The 1,871-nt window shown below is 79.0% G+C and carries 1 protein-coding gene; it reads right to left on the reverse strand.

Annotated features, from left to right (window positions below; genetic code table 11):
• Window positions 1–1,871: ATP-binding protein (locus ADY59_RS52220; RefSeq protein WP_442937814.1), on the reverse strand; the 1,871-nt coding region annotated here is incomplete at both ends.

Below are 1,871 nucleotides of genomic sequence, written 5' to 3' on the forward strand. Positions count from 1 at the left end.
CGCCCCCCCCCCGCCGCTGCTGCTGCGGCGGGGCGAACCGGCGCGGGCTTCCTCCACGCGGCCGGCGTGGACGCTCACCATCGCCACCCACACCCCCAGCTCGTCGTGCGTGCCCAGGTCGGCGGCCAGCCTCTCCGCCTCCGCCAGCGCCGCGACGGCGGGCTCGTAGGCGTCGGCCGCGATCTCGACGGACGCCAGCGACATCAGCGTCAGCGCCAGCCCCCACCGCTCCCCGGCCAGCCGGAACGCCCCGGCGGCGGCCTCCAGGTCGGCACGCCCGGCCTCCATCCCGTCACCGGTGCCGTGCAGGAACGACCGCGCCAGCCACACCATCCCGCGCGCCCAGGGATCAGCCGCCCCCAGGTGGGGCTCCAGCACCGCGAGCCCGTCGGCCGTCGCCCCGCGGGCCAGCGCCACCAGCGCCCCGGCGAACGCCCCGAGCGCCCGGTCCACCTCACCCGGCTCGTCCAGCGGCCCAGCCGTCGACACCACCGGCAGCGCCCCCGCCGCGCTGTCCAGGTCGCCGGCGAGCAGGGCGTTCAGCAGGAATCCGGCCACGGCCGCGCGTCGTGGACCGGGAGCGGAGGGGCCGGGCAGCCGGAGCGCGGCGCGCAGGCGGCCGGTGGCCTCGGCGTGCTCGCCGCGCACCGTCCAGAACATCGCCAGCGCGGCCCCCAGCCGCACCGCCGTGTCCGCGTCGCCGTACTCGCAGGCGGTGCGCAACGCCGCCAGCAGATGGTCGCGCTCGGCCGCCAGCCGCGCCAGGGGGCCGAGCTGCCCGCCGCCCCGCAGCCGGGGCGCGTCCCGCTCGGCCAGGGCGAGGAAGCACGCGGCGTGCGCGCCCCGCGCCGCCCGCAGCCGCCCGGCACCGGCGAGCCTGGACAGGCCGTACTCGCGGATCGTCTCCAGCATCCGGTAGCGGTCGCCGTCGAAGCGCAGGAGCGACTTGTCGACCAGCGCGTGCAGGGCGTCCTCGCCGACGCCCACCTCGCGGGCCGCCTCCGCGGTGAAGCCCGCCGGGAAGACGGCCGCCAGTTCGGCCGCCTCCCGCCCGGTCGCGTCCAGCAGCTCCCAGCTCCACTCGACCACCCCGCGCAGCGTCCGATGCCGGGGCAGCGCCGTACGGCTGCCGCCCGTCAGCAGCCGGAACCGGTCGTCGAGGCGGTCGGCGAGCCGGTCGAGCGACATCGTGCGCAGCCGGGCGGCGGCCAGCTCGATCGCCAGGGGGAGCCCGTCGAGCCGCGCGCAGATCTCGCCGGCCCGCCCCGTCGGCACGAAATCCGGCCGAACGGCCTGCGCCCGGGTGGTGAACAGCCGCACCGCCTCGCCGGGGGGCAGCGGGTCCACCGGGCACAGCGACTCGCCGGCGATGCGCAGCGGCTCGCGGCTCGTGGCCAGCACGCGCAGGCCGGGGCAGCGGCCGAGCAGGTCCTCGGCCAGGGCGGCGGCCGCGTCGGCCAGGTGCTCGCAGTTGTCCAGGACGAGCAGCGACTCCGTCCCCGCGAAGGACTCGGCGAGCTGGTCGGTGGCGTCGGGCCGGCTGCGCAGGCCCATCGCGCGTGCCACCGCCGGCGGCACGTCCGCGGGGTCGGTCACCGCGCCCAGCTCCACCCACCACACGTCACCCGGCGTCCCGGCCACGGCCGCCGCCGCGAGGCGGGTCTTGCCCACGCCGCCCGGGCCGACGAGCGTCACCAGGCGTCCGGTGGCGAGCCGTTGGGCGACCAGCCGCAGCTCACCGTCCCGCCCGAGGAGTCCCGTCAGCGCGGCCCGCACGTTCCCGCGCGCCCGCTCTCCACCGGCGTGGCCGCCGCTTCGCGAGGCTGCCCGGTCCCCGTCCGGTGAGCCGCCGTCGCGCGGGAGGGCGGCTC

This window comes from Nonomuraea sp. SBT364, from assembly GCF_001083785.1.
In the GTDB taxonomy this organism is placed as follows: Bacteria; Actinomycetota; Actinomycetes; order Streptosporangiales; family Streptosporangiaceae; genus Nonomuraea.